Source organism: Anaerobutyricum hallii (assembly GCF_900209925.1).
Taxonomy (GTDB): domain Bacteria; phylum Bacillota; class Clostridia; order Lachnospirales; family Lachnospiraceae; genus Anaerobutyricum; species Anaerobutyricum soehngenii.
In genome coordinates this window covers 228,537-243,693 of record NZ_LT907978.1, presented here as the reverse complement: position 1 = coordinate 243,693, position 15,157 = coordinate 228,537, and the positions used below count along the sequence as shown (strand labels likewise).

Annotated in this window: 14 protein-coding genes; all 14 read right to left on the bottom strand. The window is 39.3% G+C overall.

Annotation, left to right across the window (positions count from 1 at the left end):
- Nucleotides 1-123 precede the first annotated feature (123 nt).
- Complete coding sequence (locus tag EHLA_RS01105) at nt 124-1,065, bottom strand: SPFH domain-containing protein (protein WP_408608975.1); 942 nt, start codon at nt 1,063-1,065, stop codon at nt 124-126.
- A 49-nt stretch (nt 1,066-1,114) separates the two neighbouring features.
- Complete coding sequence (locus EHLA_RS01100; protein ID WP_021906206.1) at nt 1,115-1,543, bottom strand: NfeD family protein; 429 nt, start codon at nt 1,541-1,543, stop codon at nt 1,115-1,117.
- A gap of 111 nt (nt 1,544-1,654) precedes the next feature.
- The gene (gene feoB / locus EHLA_RS01095) at nt 1,655-3,652 is read right to left on the bottom strand and encodes a ferrous iron transport protein B (RefSeq protein ID WP_096238991.1); all 1,998 of its coding nucleotides are present in this window, start codon (nt 3,650-3,652) and stop codon (nt 1,655-1,657) included.
- Nucleotides 3,649-3,882 (bottom strand): FeoA family protein, encoded by a 234-nt coding sequence (locus tag EHLA_RS01090; RefSeq protein ID WP_021906208.1) that lies wholly within the window; start codon nt 3,880-3,882, stop codon nt 3,649-3,651. The genes feoB and EHLA_RS01090 overlap by 4 nt, the downstream gene beginning before the upstream one ends.
- Nucleotides 3,883-4,513: 631 nt before the next feature.
- A complete protein-coding gene (gene hemB / locus EHLA_RS01085; RefSeq protein ID WP_021906210.1) occupies nt 4,514-5,479 on the bottom strand; it encodes a porphobilinogen synthase in 966 nt (321 codons plus the stop codon).
- Nucleotides 5,480-5,581: 102 nt separating this feature from the next.
- The gene (locus EHLA_RS01080; protein ID WP_096238990.1) at nt 5,582-6,016 is read right to left on the bottom strand and encodes a GNAT family N-acetyltransferase; all 435 of its coding nucleotides are present in this window, start codon (nt 6,014-6,016) and stop codon (nt 5,582-5,584) included.
- The gene (locus EHLA_RS01075) at nt 6,009-6,650 is read right to left on the bottom strand and encodes a precorrin-2 dehydrogenase/sirohydrochlorin ferrochelatase family protein (protein WP_096238989.1); all 642 of its coding nucleotides are present in this window, start codon (nt 6,648-6,650) and stop codon (nt 6,009-6,011) included. The genes EHLA_RS01080 and EHLA_RS01075 overlap by 8 nt, the downstream gene beginning before the upstream one ends.
- 2 nt (nt 6,651-6,652) lie before the next feature.
- The gene (locus EHLA_RS01070; RefSeq protein WP_154581171.1) at nt 6,653-8,701 is read right to left on the bottom strand and encodes a cobyric acid synthase; all 2,049 of its coding nucleotides are present in this window, start codon (nt 8,699-8,701) and stop codon (nt 6,653-6,655) included.
- Nucleotides 8,701-9,774 (bottom strand): threonine-phosphate decarboxylase CobD, encoded by a 1,074-nt coding sequence (cobD, locus tag EHLA_RS01065; RefSeq protein ID WP_096238988.1) that lies wholly within the window; start codon nt 9,772-9,774, stop codon nt 8,701-8,703. Before cobD ends, EHLA_RS01070 begins: the two co-directional genes overlap by 1 nt.
- A gap of 151 nt (nt 9,775-9,925) precedes the next feature.
- The gene (cbiB, locus tag EHLA_RS01060) at nt 9,926-10,939 is read right to left on the bottom strand and encodes an adenosylcobinamide-phosphate synthase CbiB (RefSeq protein WP_096238987.1); all 1,014 of its coding nucleotides are present in this window, start codon (nt 10,937-10,939) and stop codon (nt 9,926-9,928) included.
- A 36-nt stretch (nt 10,940-10,975) separates the two neighbouring features.
- Complete coding sequence (locus EHLA_RS01055) at nt 10,976-12,349, bottom strand: cobyrinate a,c-diamide synthase (RefSeq protein WP_157908528.1); 1,374 nt, start codon at nt 12,347-12,349, stop codon at nt 10,976-10,978.
- Nucleotides 12,350-12,368: 19 nt separating this feature from the next.
- A complete protein-coding gene (gene cobK / locus EHLA_RS01050; protein ID WP_096238985.1) occupies nt 12,369-13,079 on the bottom strand; it encodes a precorrin-6A reductase in 711 nt (236 codons plus the stop codon).
- Nucleotides 13,080-13,130: 51 nt separating this feature from the next.
- On the bottom strand, nt 13,131-13,826 hold the full coding sequence (gene cobI / locus EHLA_RS01045) for a precorrin-2 C(20)-methyltransferase (RefSeq protein WP_096238984.1): 696 nt from the start codon (nt 13,824-13,826) through the stop codon (nt 13,131-13,133).
- Nucleotides 13,827-14,371: 545 nt separating this feature from the next.
- Nucleotides 14,372-15,154 (bottom strand): sirohydrochlorin cobaltochelatase, encoded by a 783-nt coding sequence (locus EHLA_RS01040; protein ID WP_096238983.1) that lies wholly within the window; start codon nt 15,152-15,154, stop codon nt 14,372-14,374.
- Between the last annotated feature and the right edge of the window lie 3 nt (nt 15,155-15,157).

Here is a 15,157-nt window from a genome sequence, read left to right as displayed (position 1 = left end):
CTTCTAATCAAATCTAATCAAATCTAATCAATAAAACTGTAAACGAATTCTGAAAAGAAAGAAAATCTCATCAAAATAATTGATGAGATTTCTCGATAGTACTTTTATCATCTGGCTTCTGCCTTACTTCTCGGTAGTATCTGCTTCTTCTACTGTGTCTGGCTGTGTTGCTACTTCTTTAATAGAAGTAACGAGTCCGGCAAGATTCTGAATCTCAGATGGAATAATAATCTTTGTTGCCTTTCCATCTGCTACTTTCTCTAATGCCTCTAATGATTTAAGCTTAATAACTGCTTCGTCTGCTCCGGCTTCTCTGATTGCTCTAAGACCGTCTGCAGTAGCTGTCTGCACTTTAAGAATCGCTTCTGCCTGACCTTCTGCTTCACGAATCATCGCTTCCTTCTTCGCTTCCGCATTAAGAATAGCGGCTTCCTTCTCTGCTTCTGCTTCGAGGATCGTAGATTCTTTATGACCTTCTGCACGAAGAATGGAAGACTTCTTCTCCCCTTCTGCACGAAGAATCGCTTCACGACGTTCTCGTTCTGCTTTCATCTGCTTCTCCATGGCATTCTGAATTTCTGTCGGCGGAATAATGTTCTTAAGTTCCACACGATTCACCTTGATTCCCCATGGGTCTGTTGCTTCGTCTAACGTAGCACGCATCTTTGTATTGATCGTCTCACGTGATGTTAACGTAGAGTCGAGTTCTAAATCACCGATAATATTACGCAATGTTGTTGCTGTCAGATTCTCGATTGCCATGATTGGATTATCTACTCCATAAGCATACAGCTTCGGATCTGTAATCTGGTAATATACAACTGTATCAATACGCATTGTTACGTTATCCTTTGTAATAACCGGCTGTGGTGCAAAATCAACAACCTGTTCCTTTAATAAAACTTTCTTTGCAACGCGGTCAATAAACGGTACCTTAAAATGCATACCAACAGACCATGTTCCATTATATGCACCAAGTCTCTCAATAACATATGCCTGTGCCTGCGGTACGATTCTCACACAGGATGTTACGATATACACAACTAACAGTATTATGATAATCATAAAAATCGTTCCAAATACTCCCATATATTCACTCCTCCTTCTGTTTACCTTACATCGGCTTTACAATTACCTTCACTCCAGAAATAGATTCTATGCTGACCTTCTGCCCCTCATGAAGCTTTACCTCATCGGAAATGCTTCTTGCTGTCCAGATCTGTCCTCTCACCTTCACCTGTCCCTTTGCATTCAGGTTATCAATATCCTGTGTTACAAGTCCAGTCTGACCGATCAGACTGTCTACATTCGTCTTAATCGTTCTGCTGTTAACATACTTCAAGGCCCATGGTCTTGTCAGAATCAGAAGAATCACTGATATAACAGCAAATGCGATAATCTGACTCCACAATGGCAGAGAAACGGCAGCCATTACTGCACCTACCAGAGCGCCACCGGCAAACCATATCGTAGTAAGACCCATCGTCATAATCTCGATCACAACAAAAACTGCCGCAGCTACCAGCCAATACATCACTGTCATACTTCCACCACCTTTCTTTACAGTAGAATATTTCCATCTGTGTATCTACCCCTATTCTATCCTATCCTCTATAAGAAGTAAACTAAAAGTTTCTTAATTTTAAATAATAATTTAAATAATAAGATATACCAGCCAGGCTGCAAGCCAGGCTATAGTACACTGCATTATGACAATTCCTATTGTCTTTAATGTCGAATTCATTTCTCTTTTAATCGCGGCTATCGCTGCAACACAAGGTGTGTATAATAATGTAAATACAAGGAAACTTGTTGCAGAACGAACAGTAAATAATGTGCCAAGTGCGGCAGATACATGCGCTGCATTCGTTCCAAGTAAAACACTAAGTGTAGAAACTACCGCTTCTTTCGCAGTGATTCCTGTTACAAGCGCTGTAGAAATTCTCCAATCTGCAAAACCAAGTGGTTTAAAAATTGGTGCGATCAAATGTCCAAGCATTGCAAGCAAACTATTTGCACTGTCTGTTACAACATTCAATCTGCTGTCAAATGTCTGTAAAAACCAGATGATCATCGAGGCAAGAAAAATAATCGTAAAAGCCCTTTCTAAAAAGTCTCTTGCTTTTTCCCACATTAAAAGCAATACACTTTTAAACGATGGAAAACGATAATTCGGAAGTTCCATAACAAATGGCATCGGTTTCCCTGTAAAAAGAACTCTTTTAAAAATTAAGGCCATTAATATTCCAACTGCAATTCCTCCAAAATAAAGGCAGGACATAACAAGTACTCCTCTATGTGGGAAAAAGGCGGCTGTAAATACCGTATAAATCGGAATTTTTGCCGAACAGCTTATAAATGGAATAAGCATGATCGTAAGATTTCTGTCTCTTTCTGAAGAAAGAGTCCGGCTTGCCATTACCGCAGGTACAGAACAGCCAAATCCAAGGAGCATTGGTACAAAGCTTCTTCCTGACAAACCAATCTTACGCAGGAACGTGTCCATAACAAAAGCAATCCTTGCCATATATCCTGTATCTTCTAATATAGATAAAAAGAAAAACAATATTAAAATGACAGGAAGGAAACTCAGCACACTTCCGACTCCGGTAAAAATTCCATCAATAACAAGACTCTTTACAACAGGATTAATTCCGTAATTTGTAAGCAGCTGGCTCGTCCCTCTTGAAGCCCAGTCAATTCCTGCACTTAATGCATCACATAAAAATGACCCGAACGGACCAAATGTCATCCAGAAAATAAATACCATAATTGCCGCAAATACCGGCAATGCCAGAAATCGGTTTGTAAGTATATTGTCTATTTGTACACTTCGTTCATATTCCTTGCTGACCTGACACTTTACTACGGACTTTTCACAGATATTTTCAATAAAGCTATAACGCATGTCTGCCATTGCTGCATTCCGGTCAAGACCCCTGTCTGTCTCCATCTCGATAATACTGTGTTCCATCATTTCAAGCTCATTATCAGAAAGTTTTAACTGTCTGATGATATCCTGATCCCCTTCAATTACTTTTACAGCCGCAAAACGTCCATTCATTCCAATCCTGCTCGCATGATCTTCCAGCTGATGATATAGACCATGGATACAGCGATGCACCGGACCTGGTGTACAAAAATCATAAACCTTCGGATACTGTTTATTCTCGGCAACTTCACACGCCGTATGGATCAAGTCTTCCACTCCCTCATTCCGAATCGCACTGATCGGAATAATCGGAATACCCAGTAAGCGGCTCATTTCCTTTACATTAATAGAACCACCATTATTCCTTACTTCATCCATCATATTTAATGCCAGCACCATCGGAATTTTCATCTCAATAAGCTGTAACGTAAGATACAGGTTTCTCTCAATATTCGTAGCATCTACTATATTAATAATTCCATCCGGTTTTTCCTTCAAAAGAAAATCTCTCGTAACAATTTCCTCATTTGTATACGGACGGAGTGAATAAATTCCCGGAAGATCTACAACAGATCCTTCCGCAGAACCAACAGAAAACTTTCCCATCTTCTGATCTACTGTCACACCTGGAAAGTTACCAACATGCTGATTAGAGCCAGTCATCTGATTAAATAATGTTGTCTTTCCGCAGTTCTGATTACCAATCAAAGCAAATATCACTGAACGGATCCCTCCTTCAAGATTATTTTTTCTCCATCCTCTTTTCGGATCGTAATATCATATCCTCGAAGATGAATTTGTATCGGGTCTCCCATCGGTGCCATCTTAAGCACTTTCACTTTTGTTCCCGGAATAAGGCCCATATCTAAAAAACGGCAGCGTAAATCTCCTTCTCCCCCCACCGTCTCAATTACTCCTTCTTTTCCCACAGGTAACTGTGCTAACGTCATTTCAAATTCCTCCTGTAGTTTGTTATGTACTGATTTTTAGAATAAGTTGTATCTAATCAGTCATAGTATAAGCTTATTGATATTTTTTTTCAATACCCGCCGTCCTGTATAACAAAAAAGTGTATAATACGAACTATTATTCTAAATGGTCGAATACTATGAAAATAAAAACAAAATAAAATTGTATTTTTTTAAATTTTCTATCGCTTTTTTTATAAAAATGTATTATAATATAATTAGATTAATTCATTTCATGTATTCTGAATAGGATTAATCACTATACTTTGCATAACAGGGAAAGGAAGAATATTTTCGACTCGTTGGTCGTCGAAAATATATCTTCCTTTTTCTTTTGTTATAAAAAGAACTTCAGACCATAATACTTTTCAAGTCGAGCAGCCGCGAGACTTGGCGCGTGATTCTGGTCAGCGTAAGCTGACATATTCTTTACAGAATCACTGCGCATCCTCGCGGAGCGTTTATCTCAGTCGGAGATTGGACTCCCACTGAGATAAATTTGCTATCACTCACCACCTGAAAGAGGTGGGAGTCTTCTCGACTGAGATAAATATATAATCTGAAGTTCTTTTTTATATCTTTTTTATATTTTTTCTCGTAGTGAATAAACTCTCTACTCTTCTTTGAGCCAGTTTGCTACATCAAGGGCATGATATGTAATAATCATCTGTGCGCCTGCTCTCTTCATGCCAATCATATTTTCCATAACGATTTTCTTTTCATCAATCCAACCGTTTGCTGCGGCAGCTTTTACCATGGAATATTCTCCACTTACATTATAAGCACAAAGTGGCATATCTGTTTCCCAGGATGCGGTTTTTAAAATATCAAGGAATGCTAATGCCGGTTTAATGATAATGATGTCAGCACCTTCATCGATATCATCCTGAATATCACGCATTGCTTCTCTTGGATTATGGTAATCCATCTGATAAGTTTTTCTGTCACCAAAGCCCGGTGCAGAGTGCGCTGCATCTCGGAATGGCCCGTAGTATCCGGAAGCCATTTTAGCGCTGTAAGCCATAATCGGTGTCATCTCATATCCGGCCTCATCTAATGCTTCACGTATTGCTGCGACGTGACCATCCATCATGTTCGATGGCGCTACCATATCAGCACCAGCCTGTGCGCAGGTTACTGCTGTTTTAGCAAGCAGTGGAAGTGTTTCATCATTTAAGATAATACCGTCTTTAATCACTCCACAATGTCCATGGGAAGTATATTCACAAAGACAGATATCTGCGATAACGACAAGTTCAGGAAATACCTTTTTAATGTAACGAATCGCCTCCTGAATGATTCCATGTTCATTATATGCTTCTGTTCCACACTCATCTTTGTGCGCAGGAATTCCAAATAAGAGAACTCCTTTTACACCAGCCTCGCGGATACGGTCTAATTCCTCATCCAGACGGTCGATGGAATACTGATAGATTCCCGGCATAGAATCAATCGGATTCTTAATGTCCTTTCCTTCGATAACAAATACCGGATAAATTAAATCGGATGCACTTACGGATGTTTCACGAACTAATGCACGTAAATTCTCTGATGCACGAAGACGTCTTCTTCTAATCATAATACAACTCTCCTAACTCTGATATAAATTATAACTGTAAACGGTTATAAAAATTACAACTCTAACGTTTATATTTTACCACATTGGATATGAAAAGCAACTTTACTGCTCATCGGAACCAATCTGAATAAACTGAATCATTCCAGGTCCTAAATCTTTTGTCGGTCTGGCGATGAATCCATGCTTTTTATAGAACTCTTCCCTCCCTTTTGCACACATAAGATCAAACATCATTGTGGTCCCTTCGTACCCTTCCTGAATGACAAACTTCTTTAAGGTCTCTAAAATAAGACCACCGATGCCTTCTCCCTGCACTTCCGGACGGATGATCAGATCCTGTACATAGCAGATGATTGCTCCATCTCCTACGATTCGTCCCATGCCAACTGCCTTTCCATCTTTAAATGCAACCAATGTATACAGACTGTTACTAAGTCCTTTTTTCGCCTGATCTCGTGTCAGTTTTCTAAATTGAACTGACTGACGAAGTTCAAGATACGTATCTATATCTAATCTGTCTTCCACTAACTCAATCATTTTGTCCCTGCCTTATTATTTCTTTTATTTCATTTTCGGTAAGAACCCGCTCTTTAGAAAAGGCTTTTGCTGCGGCAGTTTTCAAAATATATCTCCGCATTGCCTCTTCCTCAAAATTCGCCTTTACATACTGGCGAAGTTCTCCCATAAAAATTGCAATATCTGCATAATAATCCGGAACAGCTTTTTCAATCTGGCAACGAATCTGTTTGGATACAGCCGGGCTTCCTGTCCCGCTGTTAATTCCAATACTGATATTACCCTTTCGTACAACAGATGGGAAAATGAAACTGGACTCCGCTTCAGAATCTGCTACATTTACAAGGATGTGATACGCATGGCAAAGTTCTGCAACACGATGGTTCTCCTCACGACTACTTGTCGCTGCCACAACAAGAACAGCCTTTTGAATTTCTTTTTCTAAGAAATCGCTTTCTGCATTTTTTATGAAATCTTCAAAAATACTTTTTTCGGGAAGAACTTCTTTAATCTCATCGCATACTTTTTTTGCAATTACAACAATATCCGCTCCGTATTGAAGCAGCGTATGCACCTTTCTTGCGGCAACTTTTCCACCACCCATAATAAGGCACCGTTTTCCTTCAATTTGTGTAAATACCGGAAAATACATCATCTCTACATCTCAATTCCTATACGAGAACTTATGCCCTGATCAAATGGATGTTTTACCTTTCGGATTTCGGACACATAATCTGCGTGATCGATTAATCTCTCAGAAGGATTTCTTCCACTGAGAACAACTTCTAATGCAAATGGTTTCTTCTCAAGATGTTCAATTAACTTTGCTTCATCTAAAAGATCTTTATCGATAGAATACACACTCTCATCAAGAACAAGCATATCGTAATCTTTTGCCATCTCAAAAAGTTTGTCTAACATTTCATTATTATAATCACGAAGCTCCTTCAGCTCTTCTTCATTCATCTGGAAAGTAAACTTCTGCAATTCTTTTCCTGAAACTACGTTAATCCCTGACTGTTTTTCAAGAATACTTCTTTCACTGGAACTATTATTTTTCAGGAACTGATAAAAAAGAACTTTTTTTCCGCTTCCTGCTGCGCGAACTGTTAATCCAACACTTGTTGTTGTCTTTCCTTTTCCGTCTCCGCAATAAATGTGTACCAGTCCTTTTCCGGAAGTGTCATCTTTTTTACCACCACAGCGTACTACTTCTTCTTTTTCCCCAAATAATGCTTTATAAACCGCATCCATATCCAGACTGTTTCGAATTAAATCTGCGAGCTTATTATACTGTATTTCTTTATATTCCGCTATACTAAGATGATTTTCGGCAGGATTAATTCCTTTTTCTTTCATAATGTCCTGTACAAGGGCAAATACAAGGTCTTCATTATCGAAAATTCCATGTAGATAACTTCCCCATATACGTCCATTCTTTGTCATATATGCATCGGTTCTTCCGTCTTCCAATGTGATCATAGGAATCGCCTCTCCAAGATTCTCCGTCATGCCCATATGAATCTCATAGCCTTCTACAGAAAGATTTTCAAGTCCATAGATATTATGTTCTTCTGCAATATGTCCGTTAATTCTCGTTCTTGTTTTTGCCTCTTTAAATACTGTCTTAGTATCAAGAAGTCCAAGTCCACGCATCGTACCACCATGCTCTACTCCATCCGGATCATGCATTTCCTTTCCAAGAAGCTGGAAACCTCCACAGATTCCAATCACTCTCGTTGTTCTTGCCGCGCGGATGATTGCTCCTTCCAGACCACTTTCAATAAGCCATTCCATATCACCCATCGTATTTTTTGTACCCGGAAGAAGGATCAGATCTGGATCACCAAGTTCCTTTTTATCGGTAACATAACGAAGAGATACTCCATCAATTAATTCAAAAACACTGAAATCAGTAAAGTTAGATATGTGAGGAAGACGAATAACCGCTACATCAATTCCCTCTGTGATCGTTTTCTGATTCAGGCGGTCAGAAAGACTGTCCTCATCATCCACATCAATTTTTTCCATCGGAACTACACCGAGTACCGGTTTACCGGTTAATTCTTCTAACATCGCCAGTCCCGGTTTTAAGATATCCACATCACCCCTGAATTTATTGATGACAATTCCACAAAAACGTTCCTGTTCGTCCACAGGGAGAAGTTTGATCGTTCCATAAGCAGAAGCAAATACTCCACCTCTGTCAATATCTGCCACTAAGATGACTGGCGCATCCGCCATTTTTGCCATTCCCATATTTACGATATCATTTTCCGCAAGATTGATTTCTGCAGGAGAACCAGCACCTTCAATTACAATAATGTCATTTTCTTCAGAAAGATGGCGAAATGCCTTCATGACTTCTGGTGCAAGATTATCTTTCATTTTATAGTAATCCTGTGCACTTAAATTATCATAAACTTCTCCGTTTACAATAACCTGAGAACCCATATTGCTTGTTGGCTTTAACAAGATCGGATTCATCCAGTGTGTCGGCTCAATCATAGCAGCTTCTGCCTGCATTGCCTGTGCACGTCCAATCTCTAGCCCCTCTTTTGTAATGTAAGAATTCAGCGCCATATTCTGTGATTTAAAAGGAGCTACTTTATATCCATCCTGTTTAAATACTCTGCAAAGTCCCGCTGTAACAAAGGTTTTGCCTGAATTTGACATCGTTCCCTGTACCATAATTGCTTTTGCCATTATTCTTCTCCTTTCAAAATCATCCGTAATGCTTTTATAAGTTTTTTATTCTCTTCATGTGCCTTTACCGCTACCCGCCAGTAATCCCTGCCAAGATTTTCATAGTTACTGCAATTTCGGATCATAATTCCATGACCTTCTAATTGTTTATCTAAATCTGTAATTTCCGGTGTCCGGAAAAACAGATAATTTGCTGCTCCATCATACAAAACAACTGGTAATTTATAAAATTCTTTCTTCATATAAGCCAGTTCCTCTGCTACGGTATCAATAACCTTTTCTTTATAAATATTATCAGCAAGAGCCGCCACACCTGCACACTGTGCGATATGACTTACAGACCATGCCTGTCCGGCACGATTTACTCTTTCAATTACCTTCTCGCTTCCTGCAAGGATATATCCAAGACGAACTCCCGGAATCGCATATAGCTTTGTAAATGATTTTAAAATAATAAGATGTTCGTATTTTTCTATAAAAGGCTTTACTGTATATTCTTTTTCATTTTTACAGATTTCCAGGAAACATTCATCGACCATCACAAACGTCTTTGTTTTTTCTGCCCGATCGAGAATTCGGAGAATCCGTTCTCTTTCTGTAAGAATACCTGTCGGATTATTCGGATTACAGATAACAACAAAGTCTGTATCTTCTGTGATCTGCTCTAAAATATCTTCTTTGATAATAAAATCCTCTGTCATCCGATAATATTCTATCTGTGCGCCTGCCGCTGATAGTGCTTCCTCATATTCTACAAATGCAGGTGCCGGAAGCAGTACTTTTTTTGGCTGTAAACCAAATGCCAGACGGTACAGAAGATCTGCCCCACCGTTACCACAGGCGATTTTTGTCTCAGAAACTGCATCCTCTTTGCTGATGGCTTCTTTTAAACGGCTGCAATCCGGATCAGGATAATTTATCGTTTGGTCAATCGCCTTCACCATTGCCTGTCGTATATGCTCCGGGAGTCCAAGTGGACTGATATTAGCAGAAAAATCCAGAATATCCTCTTCCCGGATTCCCATTTCCTTCGCCTTTTTGTAAATGTTTCCCCCATGTGAAATCTTCTTCATAATTTTAGCCTCAATTTTCTAAATCGTTGGTTATTAATCGCAAATCACGCCAAGCATGTCAATCCTACTAATCCTATAGTATATTCTTCGCATATGATCTACACAGTACTATCCTTATCTTTATGAAATAGCATTACATAAATCTAAATACCTACACGTTAAATAGCTGCACGTAAATTAAAAAAGTAATCAAAGTGCATACTGCCATTGATAAAAATGCACTGACATACAACAATTGATTTGTTCTTTTTATATCTTCGTATTCTACCGGACGGATAGCATCACCGATCGTCGGTTTCACCACTGCTTTTCCAAAGTAATTATGTGTTCCTCCAAGCTGAATCTGTAATGCTCCTGCTGCCACTGCTTCTGTCTGTGCACTGTTCGGACTTAAATGTGCAAAACGATCCCTCTTAAAAATTCTTACTGCTCCTTTAAAATCAAATCGCAGAAAAAATGCTGCGAGCATCATCATTACCGCTGCAAATCTTGCCGGTACAAAATTACAGATATCATCCATTTTCGCAGAAAAAAAACCGATATGTATCAGTTCTTCATTTCTATAGGCAACCATAGAATCAAGCGTATTTACTGCCTTATAGGCAAAGCCGAGCGGCGCGCCTCCAAGCGCGATAAACAGCATCGGAGCAATTACCCCATCTGCCGTATTTTCGGCGATCGTCTCCACATCTGCTTTTGCCACTTCACTCTCGTCAAGATTCTCTGTATCACGCCCTACCAGATAGGATACTTCCTTTCTTGCACCGAGCAGGTCCCCTTCTTTTAACTTTTTATACACTTTCATAGATTCTTTCTTCAGACTTTTCGTCGCAAGAATCTGATAAATGAAAAATGTTTCTAAACAGAAACGAAGCAGTGGATGAATCCTTCCGGCCACATACAAAATACCGTACATAACAGCATATGTTCCAGCTACGATAAACAGCATCAGAAAAAATCCGGCTGCTTTTTCCATTCCCACTTTTCTTTCTATTCCTTTTTCTTTGACTTCCTCATAACTACAGCCATAAATCAGATGCTGCATTCCTTTTTTTAATTTATCGATAAACCACCCGATGATCTGTACCGGATGAACCAATCCATGAGGATCTCCAAAAATTAAATCCAGTACAAATCCAAGCAGCATCGCACAAACCAATTTCATTCCTTGTCTCTCCCTTTATGCATATTTAAGAATGCCTCAGCATCTTTTTGTACTTGCTTCTTCTGCCATGTCTACGAAACATTTGGCAACTTCTCTGCAATTATGAAAATAAAAATGTGGGTATCCTGCCATAATTTTATCCTTTACATAAAGACCATTCCAGCATTTACCAGAATACTTCGTAATCTCGCAGGCATCGCCCCTTTTATCCGCTTTTGAATAATGGAATTCATGAACGCGGATCTTTGTATCTTTTTTAAAAAATGCAGTGTCATAAAGTGCTTTCATCGTCACATAACCAAACTGCATGGACAGACGTTTTGTCATACGCACATCTGTATTGATCAGACCGAGCATTTCCTCCAAGCTGTCATCTGTCTCTATCAGATGATCGCAGACATACATGAATCCACCGCACTCTGCAATGATCGGTCTACCAGACTGTGCCGCCTCACAGATTGATTGCTTCATGGAAATATTATCTGCCAGCTCTTTTCGGTAGGTTTCCGGATATCCTCCGCCAAGATAGATTCCATCTGTATCTTCCGGAAGATGCGTATCATTTACAGGACTGAAATAACAAAGTTCTGCCCCTAACTGCTCTAAAATTTCCAGATTTTCTTTATAATAAAAACAAAAAGCGTTATCCTTCGCTACAGCAATTCTCGCCCGTTTCTTCTTCGGAACTTCCGGTCTCTTCACTTTAGGAAGTTCTTCTGCTCTTTGTCCGATTTTCAAAAGTAAATCAATATCTATACATTCTTCTGCTGTTTCACCAAGAAGATTTAAAATCTCATCAAGATTATCAATCTCTGCTGCAGTCATCAAACCTAAATGTCTGCTTCCAATATAGATTCCTTCTTTTTGAGGGAAATATCCCACAACAGAAATACCAAGCTTTTCTTCAATTTCCGGCTTCATCAACTGATACATCCCTTTGCTGCATCGATTTAAGATAACACCGGTAACCGGATTCTCCTGATATTCTATCATTCCTTTTATCAGCGGAATCATCGTATGTGACATTCCCTTTACATTAAATATTAATATCGTCGGTGTTCCTGTCTCTTTTGAAACAGTCCACGTACTCTTTTCACAACTGATCCCGACCCCATCATAATATCCCATGACACCTTCTGTCACAGAGAAATCTACGTCCTGACTATCCTTTCCTACAAGATATCGCAAATCTTGTCCCGTTGAGAAAAAAGGATCAAGATTGCGACAATCTCTTCCGGTAATATGACTATGTAACATAGGATCTATGTAATCCGGTCCACATTTATAAGATTGAATATGAAGTCCTCTGTTCACAAGAGCCTTCAAAATACCACAGGTAATGCTTGTTTTACCACATCCACTGTTTGCACCGGCAAGCAATACCCGCGGCATCCGCTTTACACTTTCCATATATTCATACACCTCCATATTACCTGGGACGATCAATAAGAATCATCTTTATTCCAGTTTGCCGACAGGCTTCTACTTTTATATCCACTCCGCCTGTCTTGCCACTATCTTTTGAAACAAGAACTTCCGCTTTCGTCTCTTTAATAAGCTTCACATTATCTTCAACAGTAAATGGTGGCATTTTCCCAAAAACATGGTCTTTTTGGTATCCGGCTTCCGCACATCCTTCCAAAGAAGAAATATTATCAAGTACACGAATAAAAAGACGATCGGCACCACCTTTTACTCCAGCCATATATGCTGCCGCTGTATTTACTCCCGTTGTAAGAAAAATATTGCCTTCTAATTCATTTAAAAGAGAAATTGCTTCCTGCACATTTTTTACATGAACAATCCCTTCATAATTATACTGAAGATTCCTTCTCTCGTATCGTTCATACAAAATACCGGCTGTCTGTGCTGCCTTCTTTACTGTCTCCGAAACAATTCTGGCAAACGGATGCGAGGCATCAATAATCTTTCTACAGGGATTTTCCTCAAAAAGTGTAAGAAAACCATCATAGTCAAGCCTTCCTACATGAATATCAATTCCGTATTCCAGAAGCATCTCTTTTCCAAGCTCTGTTGCCACGCTGGCAAGAATCCGCTCCTTTGGATTCGCCCTAAGCAGCTTCTCGATCACCTGTCTTGATTCTGTTGTCCCGGCAATGACCAAAACATCATACTTCATAAATAAATCCTTTCGCTTTCCGCCAATTTCTCAAATACAAACTACAGTGAGCTACATCTCACTCTTAATAATCATTGTTGTAAAATATCCGTATGCACGATCAGGAATCAGTGGACCGACATACTCGCCTTCCATTCCAACATTACTGATGATTATCGCATTATTCTCCATGCCTCTCTCCACCAGCAGATCATAAACTTCTTTTACATGACTTCCGACCTTCATGATAACCAGATTGTCAAATACGCCAAGTGTTTTCTCCACCTGATCGATACCCTTCAATGACGGAATCACACCAAAGCCTTCATTTCCTTCCACGATAGAAATGCCAGCCTTGCTCGCACCTGCGCAAAAAGAAGGAATACCGGAAACCATCTCCACGTCGTATCCAGCTTTTAAAAGGCGCTTATGCACATACGCATAGGTACTGTAAATTCCAATATCGCCAAGCGCAAGCATCGCAATAGACTTTCCTTCATCAAGAAGTTCCATAATTTCTTCTGCTGCTGCCTGACGGCAGGCTTCACGCTTTGCCTTATCTTTTACCATCGTAAAAACGATTTCCCGAATCTTTCCTTCAGGAATATCTACCGCACCTTTTGCGATATTTAAAGCGACACTATCCTCGCCTTCTTTTTTCACCGGCACTGCCACGATGTCACATTCTTCAATTAATCTTTTTGCTTTCAGAGTTAAAAGCTCCGGATCACCAGGACCAACTCCGATACCATATAATTTGCCTTTCATAAATCCTCCTTTATAGACGGATTTTTTATATATTTTAATAAATTATTTTGAGTTCCGTTGTGCTAAACGTTCCGTTTTGCCTGATAGTACAGACTCGCTCGAAAACGAGCTCGCGAGTCTACAGTCAAAACTACACAGCACAAAGTCACTCAAAATAATTTATTAAAATATATAAAAAATCCTGTCTATGTAAATCTATTGGTGGGTATAGTTAATTATTGTCTACTCTTCCCTTTATATCCATTTGAAAATTTCACTACAGGTAATCCAACTCAAACTACTTTCTTTTTCTTCGTCAAAAATCCTGCCTATGTAAATCTATTGGTGGGTATAGTTAATCATTGTCTACTCTTCCCTTCTGGTGCTAGAGCATGTTTGGGAAGATTTTGATAACGAAAAGAAGATTGAACTTTATGACTTTGTGCTACGGAATTTTGACCATAGGAACTTCGAGCTCGTTCTCGAGAAGTTCCTGCTTTACTGGGCAAAATGAAGTGTTTAGCACAACGGAATAAAGTCAACTTCTTTTCTGTATCAAAATCGTCTTACAAAGACTCCGCCTTCTTCAGGTGTTTTACAAACATTTCTGCTATTGCGTCAATTTCCCCTAAGCCTTTCATGATGACTTCTGTTTCAAATCCATCTGCTTTTAAGATAGAGTCCCAGGAGTCGGCTTCGGCTCCAGCAAGGTCATTTCGGGCATGATCGCCTGCTACGATCATAAGGGGCATAACATATACTTTTTTAATCTCTCTTATTTTTAATCGACGGATAACATAATCAAGGCTTGGGAATCCTTCTACGGTTCCGACATATGTGCTTTCATGTCCAAGGTCTCTGAGCATGTTTTCAAACTGGCTGTATGCGCTGTTGGCAAAGTGTTCTGTTCCATGTCCCATGAATACAAAAGCTTCGTCTTTCGCTAATGGCTTTTCTAATTCCTGCATAACAATCTCGCAGGCTTCTTTGTAATCTTCCTCTTCGGTAAGAAGGGGAGTTCCAACCTTAATTGTTGGAATCTGATCTTTATATGCCAAAAGCATATTCATCATTTTGTCATATTCCAGTCCATTTATAATATGTGTTGGCTGACAGATTACTTCTTCGTAACCTTCTGCTACCAGTCGTTTCATCACTTCATCCGGATTATGGATAATGACATTTTTTGTTCTTGCCCATTTACGGATAATCATTCCGGAAGTAAATGCTCGATAAAAGTCATAGTCTGGAAATGCTTTTTTGCAGGTTTCTTCAATGTTAACGATTGCCGGAAGTGCTTCTTCAAAGCTTGTTCCAAAGCTTACTACTAATAATGCTTTTTTCCCCATTTT

What these genes read in the sequence shown, in the direction of transcription:
- EHLA_RS01105 (WP_408608975.1), bottom strand. Translation starts at nt 1,065, where the DNA reads ATGATTATCATAATACTGTTAGTTGTGTATATCGTAACATCCTGTGTG.
- EHLA_RS01100 (WP_021906206.1), bottom strand. Translation starts at nt 1,543, where the DNA reads ATGACAGTGATGTATTGGCTGGTAGCTGCGGCAGTTTTTGTTGTGATC.
- EHLA_RS01090 (WP_021906208.1), bottom strand. Translation starts at nt 3,882, where the DNA reads ATGACGTTAGCACAGTTACCTGTGGGAAAAGAAGGAGTAATTGAGACG.
- hemB (WP_021906210.1), bottom strand. Translation starts at nt 5,479, where the DNA reads ATGATTAGAAGAAGACGTCTTCGTGCATCAGAGAATTTACGTGCATTA.
- EHLA_RS01080 (WP_096238990.1), bottom strand. Translation starts at nt 6,016, where the DNA reads ATGATTGAGTTAGTGGAAGACAGATTAGATATAGATACGTATCTTGAA.
- EHLA_RS01075 (WP_096238989.1), bottom strand. Translation starts at nt 6,650, where the DNA reads ATGATGTATTTTCCGGTATTTACACAAATTGAAGGAAAACGGTGCCTT.
- EHLA_RS01070 (WP_154581171.1), bottom strand. Translation starts at nt 8,701, where the DNA reads ATGGCAAAAGCAATTATGGTACAGGGAACGATGTCAAATTCAGGCAAA.
- cobD (WP_096238988.1), bottom strand. Translation starts at nt 9,774, where the DNA reads ATGAAGAAGATTTCACATGGGGGAAACATTTACAAAAAGGCGAAGGAA.
- cbiB (WP_096238987.1), bottom strand. Translation starts at nt 10,939, where the DNA reads ATGAAATTGGTTTGTGCGATGCTGCTTGGATTTGTACTGGATTTAATT.
- EHLA_RS01055 (WP_157908528.1), bottom strand. Translation starts at nt 12,349, where the DNA reads ATGGAAAGTGTAAAGCGGATGCCGCGGGTATTGCTTGCCGGTGCAAAC.
- cobK (WP_096238985.1), bottom strand. Translation starts at nt 13,079, where the DNA reads ATGAAGTATGATGTTTTGGTCATTGCCGGGACAACAGAATCAAGACAG.
- cobI (WP_096238984.1), bottom strand. Translation starts at nt 13,826, where the DNA reads ATGAAAGGCAAATTATATGGTATCGGAGTTGGTCCTGGTGATCCGGAG.
- EHLA_RS01040 (WP_096238983.1), bottom strand. Translation starts at nt 15,154, where the DNA reads ATGGGGAAAAAAGCATTATTAGTAGTAAGCTTTGGAACAAGCTTTGAA.